Annotated in this window: 7 protein-coding genes and 2 pseudogenes; 3 read left to right on the top strand and 6 right to left on the bottom strand. The window is 70.5% G+C overall.

Annotation, left to right across the window (positions count from 1 at the left end):
• Window positions 1-594 (top strand): sugar MFS transporter (locus JNW89_RS23010; RefSeq protein ID WP_238450463.1); only part of this gene is annotated, 594 nt, incomplete at its 5' end.
• Window positions 595-799: 205 nt separating this feature from the next.
• On the opposite strand, the gene JNW89_RS23005 is transcribed toward JNW89_RS23010, so the two are convergent.
• The 4 genes and pseudogenes from JNW89_RS23005 to mycP form a co-directional block, all read right to left on the bottom strand.
• Window positions 800-1,453 carry an O-methyltransferase gene (locus tag JNW89_RS23005; protein ID WP_238450462.1) on the bottom strand — a complete coding sequence of 218 codons (654 nt, stop codon included), beginning with the start codon at window positions 1,451-1,453 and terminating at the stop codon, window positions 800-802.
• Window positions 1,454-1,462: 9 nt separating this feature from the next.
• Window positions 1,463-2,119 (bottom strand): nucleoside triphosphate pyrophosphatase, encoded by a 657-nt coding sequence (locus tag JNW89_RS23000; protein ID WP_238450461.1) that lies wholly within the window; start codon window positions 2,117-2,119, stop codon window positions 1,463-1,465.
• Window positions 2,120-2,172: 53 nt separating this feature from the next.
• Window positions 2,173-2,415, bottom strand: a complete 243-nt coding sequence (locus JNW89_RS22995) for a hypothetical protein (RefSeq protein WP_238450460.1) — start codon at window positions 2,413-2,415, stop codon at window positions 2,173-2,175.
• Window positions 2,416-2,447: 32 nt separating this feature from the next.
• Window positions 2,448-3,580 (bottom strand): annotated as a pseudogene (mycP, locus tag JNW89_RS22990) (type VII secretion-associated serine protease mycosin).
• Window positions 3,581-4,504: 924 nt separating this feature from the next.
• On the opposite strand from mycP, the gene JNW89_RS37780 reads away from it, so the two are divergent.
• Complete coding sequence (locus JNW89_RS37780; protein WP_238450465.1) at window positions 4,505-4,654, top strand: hypothetical protein; 150 nt, start codon at window positions 4,505-4,507, stop codon at window positions 4,652-4,654.
• Between the two features lie 355 nt (window positions 4,655-5,009).
• Here JNW89_RS37780 and JNW89_RS22975 read toward each other — a convergent pair whose 3' ends face one another.
• Window positions 5,010-5,459 (bottom strand): hypothetical protein, encoded by a 450-nt coding sequence (locus JNW89_RS22975; RefSeq protein ID WP_238450459.1) that lies wholly within the window; start codon window positions 5,457-5,459, stop codon window positions 5,010-5,012.
• A gap of 127 nt (window positions 5,460-5,586) precedes the next feature.
• Window positions 5,587-5,798 (bottom strand): annotated as a pseudogene (locus tag JNW89_RS22970) (acyl-CoA carboxylase subunit epsilon).
• Window positions 5,799-5,889: 91 nt separating this feature from the next.
• On the opposite strand from JNW89_RS22970, the gene JNW89_RS22965 reads away from it, so the two are divergent.
• Window positions 5,890-6,722: serine/threonine-protein kinase (locus JNW89_RS22965; protein ID WP_238450457.1), on the top strand; the 833-nt coding region annotated here is incomplete at its 3' end.

Here is a 6,722-nt window from a genome sequence, read left to right as displayed (position 1 = left end):
GCCGGTGCGGCTCCGACCGACGACGTCCCCGTACCCCTCAGCCGTGCCGGCGCGGTCGACCGCCTGGCCGGACGGCTGCCCCGGGCGTACTGGATCGCCTGGGTGCTGATGTCGGTCACCGGCTCGATCGAGGTCTGCCTGTCGCTCTGGACCGCCGACGTGCTCCGTTCGCACGCCGGAATGACCGCCGCCTCCGCGTCGGCCGCCGTCGCCGCGATCGTCTGCGGCATGTTCCTCGGCCGGCTGGCCGGCGGCCGGATCGCCCTGCGCTGGCCGCCCGCCCCGCTGCTGCTCGGCGCGCTGACCGTCTCGCTGGCCGGCTTCGTCCTGTTCTGGCTGGCACCCGTCGGCTGGCTCGCCGTCACCGGCCTGGTGGTGCTGGGGCTCGGCAACGCGCTGCACTACCCCCTCGCGATCTCGATCGCGGTGGCCGTCGCCGGGCCGGCGCCGACAAGGCGGCCGGCTGGTCCGCGTACTCGATGGGGGTGGGCTTCGGGATCGCGCCGGTGGCGCTCGGCGCGGTGGCCGACGGGGTCGGACCGCACCTGGCCTTCCTGCTGCTGCCCGGCTTCATCGCCGCCGCCCTGCTGCTGACCGTGCGACTCGGCCGCGCCCTGCGCGCCACGCCGACGGACGACGACCGCGCCCCGACCCTGGTCGGCGCCTGACCCTCCTCCGGCAGCCACCCCGCCGGCCCTCGGACCCGGCGCGGTCTGCCGGGGCGCGGTCTCGCGCGGCGCGGTTTGCGGTGTGTCGCGATGTCTAGCCGCGCGGACACCGCGACACGCCGCAAGGTGCGTCAGTGGACCCGGGCGAGGGTCACGCCGTCGGCGATGGGGAGCATGACCGCCTCGACGCGCACGTCGGCCAGCACCTCGTCGTTGAACGCGGCGATCGCCCGGTCGTCGGCGTTCTGCGGGGCGAGCACCCGGCCCCCGCGCAGCGTGTTGTCCACCGCGATGACCGCACCGGGACGCATCCGGGGCACCAGCTCGTCCCAGTAGACCGGGTAGCCCGTCTTGTCCGCGTCAATGAAGGCGAAGTCCAGGTGCCGCTCCTGGGGCAGCTCACGCAGCGTCTCCCCGGCCGGGCCGATGCGCAGCTCGATCCGGTCGGCGACGCCCGCGCGCTCCCAGTACCGCCGGGCGATGCCCGTGTAGTCCTCGGAGATGTCGAAGCAGGTCAGCTGGCCGTCCGCAGGCAGCCCCCGGGCGATCGCCAGCGAGGAGAGCCCGGTGAAGGTGCCCACCTCCACCGCCTGCCGCACGCCCAGCAGCCGGGTGAGGAAGGTCAGGAACGCGGCCTGCTCCGGCGCCACCTGCATCGTCGCCTGATCGGGGAGGGCGGCCAGCGTCTCCTCGGCCAGGTCGCGGATGATCTCGTCCGGCGGCGAGCCGTGGGCGACGAGGTAGGCGTGCAGTTCCGGAGTCAGCGGCAACGGCTTGGTGGTCATGAACGGACGCTAGCCGAGATGTTCGACCTCCTGGCCCCCCGGCGCGACCTTCGTCCACAGGTCCGTGATGCTCAGCTCCAACTCGCCGAGGAGTCGACGCAGCAGCGGCAGGGACAACCCCACCACCGTGCCCGGGTCACCCTCGATGCCGGTGAGGAACGCCCCGCCCAACCCGTCAATGGTGAACGCCCCGGCCACCGCCAGCGGCTCGCCCGTCGCCACGTACGTGGCGATCTCCTCGTCGCTGATGTCCGCGAAGTGCACGACCGTCGACGCGACCGCCTCCGCTCGCGCCTCGTGCGTCACGTCGATCAGGCAGTGCCCGGTGTGCAGCACCCCGCTACGCCCGCGCATCCGTCGCCAGCGGTCCGTGGCGTCGGCGGCGTCCGCCGGCTTGCCCAGGATCTCCCCGTCGAAGGCCAGCACCGAGTCGCAGCCGAGTACCAGCGTGCGCTCGTCCGGGGTAGCGCGCAGCCGATCGAGCACCGCGAGCGCCTTGAGACGGGCAAGCTCCAGGCAGAGATCCTCCGCCCGGTCGGCGACCACCTGGGACTCGTCGACGCCGCTCACCAGCACGTCGGGTTCGATCCCGGCGGCCTGGAGGAGCTTGCGACGGGCGGGACTCTGGCTGGCGAGCACGAGGCGCAGTGGCAGGGAGTTCGGCACGATTCCGACGCTACCGGCTGGGCTGTGGAGACGGGCGGGCGACCGGCCGGACGTCAGGACCCGGAGACGACTTGCCCTGCCCAGACCCGGCCCGGTCGGACCAGTGCCGCGTCATCACGAGAAACGACGAGGAGATGCTGGCCGGTGCGTTGTGTGGTCGGGGTGGGAAAGTCGACGCCGATGACTCGGATCGGCGCGCCGGTCAGCTCGTCCACGAAGCTGAGCCCGCTGACCAGTGTGCCGTCGAGCATGGTCCCGCACGCGACGAGCCCGCGCCGGGCGGTCAGGTCGAACACCTCGTCCACCCGGAAGCGGCGTGCGCCGGTCGTCAACGGCTGATCCGTGGCGGCGGGTCGTCAGCGTCGCGACGTCGCCGCCAGAGCAGGTAGCCGCCTGCCGCCGCCACGATCACGCCCAAGGCGGCGAGTCCGCGTCTGGCTGCTCCGTCGTCTGCATCGCTGGACGGCTCCGAACCGGCCGTCGCGGTCAGGCCGCCGTCGGGCCGCGCGCTTGCCGTCAGCGACTCAAAGCCGAGCGGGGGTACGTCTGCTGAGAGGGCTGCTACCAGGTCGATAACCCCATAGCCGTACTCATCGTCACGGCCCGGCGTCCCCTTGTCGACCGCAGTCGCTGTCAGGCGGTGTACCACCTCTTCAGCCGGCAGATGCGGATACTTGGCTCGGATCAGAGCTGCGGCTCCTGCGACTATGGCCGTGGCGCTGGATGTTCCGCTGCCCTCCGAGTATTTCCCGTCGTAGCTGGTGCTATAGATGGCCACCGCTGGCGCGACGACGTCGATCTCTGATCCAGTTACGGCCACGGCCGCATGTGCGCCAGCCTGGTCGATGCCACCTACCGCAAGGACCCCTCCTCCGACGCCGGATAGCCAACTCCTATGTCTTCGGGGCGATTACCGGCTGCCGCGACCACGACAATGTTTGCTTGTAGCGCCGTTCTTATCGCTCGCTGAAGCCGCACACTTGCGCCAGCTACAGCGGAGATGCTAATTACATCGGCACCGTTCGAGGTCGCCCACTCGACGCCAGCAGCAAGGTTCTCGGTGTCTCCCTCAAGATTGCGGACCCTTGCGCGAATTGGCAAGATCTTCGCCTTAGGTGCGATTCCCAATGCGCCGGTATTCGCGCCTTGCCCATGCGCGGCTACAAGCCCGGCCATCGCAGTACCGTGGCTGTCTCGATCTTGCTGGCCGTCCCCGCGGCCGCCAGGAACTATGTCGGTCCCCGGGAGAAGGTTTCCTCGCAGGTCAGGATGAGGATCGACTCCAGTGTCGGGTATCGCGACAGTAACTCCTTCGCCTCGACTAATTCGATGTGCCTCAGGAACGTTCAAAAAACGCAGATGCCACTGGTCACCTCGGACCCGTTCTGCCCCTGTCGGATTAGGGGCCGCCTGGGCCGGAGCAGTTGGCAGAAGACCCACCGCCGTTGATAGGAGCAGCAGAGGCAAAAGAAGCGAGGTGGCGCGACCCCTCACCGGGCAAAGCCGATGGCCGGGCCTGGGTCGATGGGGCCCTCGTCGTCCGGAGGCCGGACCACCGGGTCCACCCCCTCGTCCGTTTCCCATGGATGATCAGGGTCCCAACGTCGGGACTCACCCTGAACTGTCGGCCGGCCCCACTGCCTTCCGCTTGCCCCGCTTATTCCGTGAACACTGCCGCCCATGCCAGGTGCCCCGCCGATGGGAGGCAATCCGTGTGATCCATTGAGCTGGGCCCGACCTCCACCGGGGCGAGAGCCGGCTGCGCCGGTCGGAGCCGTTCCGGCTCCACCTCCCCCGATAACGCCACCCACCGGATTTACCCGGCGAGGTGAGGCACCTCCACCTGGCTGACCGAGGGTCATGCCTGGAACGCCACCGATCAAGCCGCCCGGCGGCATTGGCCGTGGCGGAACGGAGCGTGCGCCATGCGGGGCTTGGTTCCCTCCGCCGCCCGCCGGACGGTTGACCGGGCCAGCCTGGCCTTGTCTTCCACCCGCATTGGCGGGCCGACTGGAAGGAGCGCCGGTCACTGACGGCAGAGTGGGTGGTATCCCGATGGCAGTTGACGAGTTGATTGGGCCTGTCGGTGCCAGGCCAAGCGGTCCGGGTGCGCTCGGGGTTGAGGCAAGCCCAGTACCTGCCCCGCCGAGCACAGGGCCGACATTAGGTGAGGCTGGCGCGGGAACAGGCCCTGTGACCTTGGGTCGGCTTACTGACGGCGTCCCAACTGAAGCCGCAACCGGCACGGGCACAACCGGAGGAATGATTGGAGCTGGACCGACCCCATAGGCATCAGGGTTTTCATTTTGCCTACCAGGAGCGGGACGCGAAGGAGGCTGGCGAAGCATCACCTGGGCCTGCTGGAGTTCGCTGCTCAGCCCGTACATGATCCCCCGGGCCTTCGTGTTCAGCTGCTCCAACTCCACGTCCGTCACCGGCGGATCGACCACCCGGCTGCCCGCCGCCGCCTTCGGATCCGCCAGCGTCGCCTCGTACGACCGCTTCTGCTGGAGTTTCGTTGAGTACTGCTCGTAGAGCTTCTTCAACTCCGGCCGGGCGCTGTCGATGGCGCGGGTGGCGGCGGCGAGCGCGTCGTGGTTGGCGGCGGCGGCGTCGTGGGTGTGCTGGACGCGGTCGATGAGCTGGTCGAGTTCGCCCAGGTACGCCCGCGCCGCCGCGTTGGTCTCCGGGGGCCACGCCTCGGCCAGGCCGCGCCGGTATTCGTGCAGCCGCCGCAGGTGGTTCAGCGCGAGGTCGCAGACCTTGCGCCAGCCGGCGACCTGCTTCCAGTGCCCCTGGGTCTCGTGGTCCTGGACGCAGGCCCACATGCTGAGCACGTCCATCAGTTGCCAGTCGGTGAGGCCGGACGTCCGGCCGCTGCCCCTGTCGATCACGGCAGCACCACCGGCCCGCCGTTCGGGCCGGTGGGGTCCGGTAGCCGGCCGGCCACCGGACATCGTGGAGTGCGGGTTGGCGAGCGCCGCCTCCACGTCGGCGACCCTGGCCGAGGCGAACGCGTCGGCGCCCCGGTAGTCGGCGGCGATCCGGCCGGCCGCGGAGGCCAGGTGGCCGGTGCTCCGCCCAGGTCGTGCACCATGTTCGCGGTGGCCTGCTGGGTCTCCCAGTGAGCGTGCAGGAACTGCACCAGCTCGACGAAGGCGTCGCACGGGTTGGGTACGGGGGCTCTCATGTCGTCGGCGATGTACGACAGGTGTGGCGCGTAGTTGCGTTCGACCTCGGCCTGGAGCCGGTCGGCGAACTCGCTCATCTGGCGGATGTCGGCCTCGATGCCGCCGTAGTCGCGCAGCCAGGAAGCTGGACGGTCCTCCTCAGGGATCATCGATCCTCCCTACCTGTCACGGCCCCGTTTCCCTGAGTGAGGTTAATGGGTGCGGAGCGATCTCGGCAGTCCTGAGGACATCACGGTGGCTACGCCCCAGCTCAATCCGTTCGGATTGGCGGAAGGTTCAGCGGGGGAGACCGGAGGCGCGCCACGCGCCGGGTCCGGCGGAGGGCGCCGCGACGGTCGGTCGGCGCTGCGCGCCCAGGGGGACGTGGTCACCGGCGCGGGCGCGGCGGCCGGACGGGACCGGACGACGATCGCACCCACCAGCGCGGCCAACTCGTCGGCGGTCGGGACGCCCCGGACGACTCGGAACAGCGGCTCTTCGGCAGACATGGCGTCAGCGTACGCGTCGCGAACTTGACCTTCGCCGCACAGTGGCGTGCCGGCGGTGTGAGCATCGGTGGCGCCGGGTACCGTCTCTGCGATGTCTGACGCGCTTCCCCAACTTGTCGCTGACCGGTACCGGCTCATCTCGCCGCTCGGTCAGGGCGGCATGGGCCGGGTCTGGAAGGCGCGTGACGAGGTGCTGCACCGGGACGTGGCCATCAAGGAGCTCGTCCCGCCACCCAGTCTCACCAACGACGAGCGCCGCGAGATGCGGGAACGCTCCCTGCGTGAGGCCCGGGCGATCGCCCGGCTGAACCACGTCAACGTGGTCCGCATCTTCGACGTGCTGCGCACCGACGGCGACCCGTGGATCGTCATGGAGTACGTCGCGTCGAAGTCGTTGCAGGACACTCTCGCCGAGGACGGGCCGGTGTCGCCGGCACGCGCGGTGGAGATCGGGCTCGGTGTGCTCGGCGCGCTGAAGGCGGCGCACAAGGCCGGCGTGATGCACCGCGACATCAAGCCCGGCAACGTCCTGCTCGGCAACGACGGCCGGGTGGTACTGACCGATTTCGGTCTGGCCACCATCCCCGGCGACCCGAACGTGACCCGCACCGGCATGGTGCTCGGCTCGCCCGCGTACATCGCGCCGGAGCGCGCCAAGGACGGCACGGCCGGTCCGGAGGCGGACCTGTGGTCGCTGGGCGCAACGCTCTACGCCGCCGTGGAGGGCAAGTCCCCGTACGCCCGGCCGTCGGCGATCGCCACCCTGGCGGCGCTGGCCACCGAGCCGCTGCCGCCGCCGAAGAACGCCGGCCCGCTCAAGCCGGTGCTCCAGGGCCTGCTCCGCAAGGACCCGGCCGAGCGGATCACCGCCGAGGTGGCCGAGCGCCTGCTGCGCCGGGCCGGCCGGCCAAGCGCCGCCAAGGG

This window comes from Micromonospora sp. 4G55, assembly GCF_016803375.1.
This window is presented reverse-complemented; position numbering and strand designations above follow the sequence as displayed.